The sequence below is a fragment of the Geobacillus sp. DSP4a genome (assembly GCF_013096875.1).
GTDB classification, from domain to species: Bacteria; Bacillota; Bacilli; order Bacillales; family Anoxybacillaceae; genus Geobacillus; species Geobacillus thermophilus.
The window spans coordinates 1-400 of sequence record NZ_SDLD01000224.1 but is presented as its reverse complement, the minus strand read 5'-3'; the positions used below and the strand labels follow the sequence as shown (position 1 = coordinate 400).

The window sequence follows — 400 nt, the reverse complement described above, 5'->3', positions numbered from 1 at the left end:
CCGTCGCGGCGAGATCCTCGGCGTGGTCGGCGGCTCCGGCACCGGCAAGTCGGTGCTGCTGCGCAGCATCGTCGGCCTGCGTCGGCCGACCTCCGGCAGCGTGCGGGTGTTCGGCGAAGACCTGCTGCAACTGCCAGAGGAGCGCCGCTCCCTGGTCGAACGGCGCTTCGGCGTGCTGTTCCAGCAGGGCGCGCTGTTTTCCTCGCTTACCGTGGTGGAGAACGTCGCCCTGCCGCTGATCGAGAACGCCGGCCTGCCGCGCGCCGACGCCGAGCACCTGGCCCAGGTCAAGCTGGCCCTGGCCGGGCTACCGGCCAACGCCGGCGACAAGTATCCGGCCTCGCTTTCCGGCGGCATGATCAAGCGCGCCGCCCTGGCCCGCGCCCTGGCGCTGGACCCG

Annotated in this window: 1 protein-coding gene; it reads left to right on the top strand. The window is 72.8% G+C overall.

Going from position 1 to position 400, the window contains the following annotated elements; genetic code table 11:
• Nucleotides 1-400: ABC transporter ATP-binding protein (locus ETC02_RS17105; protein WP_171698493.1), on the top strand; the 400-nt coding region annotated here is incomplete at both ends.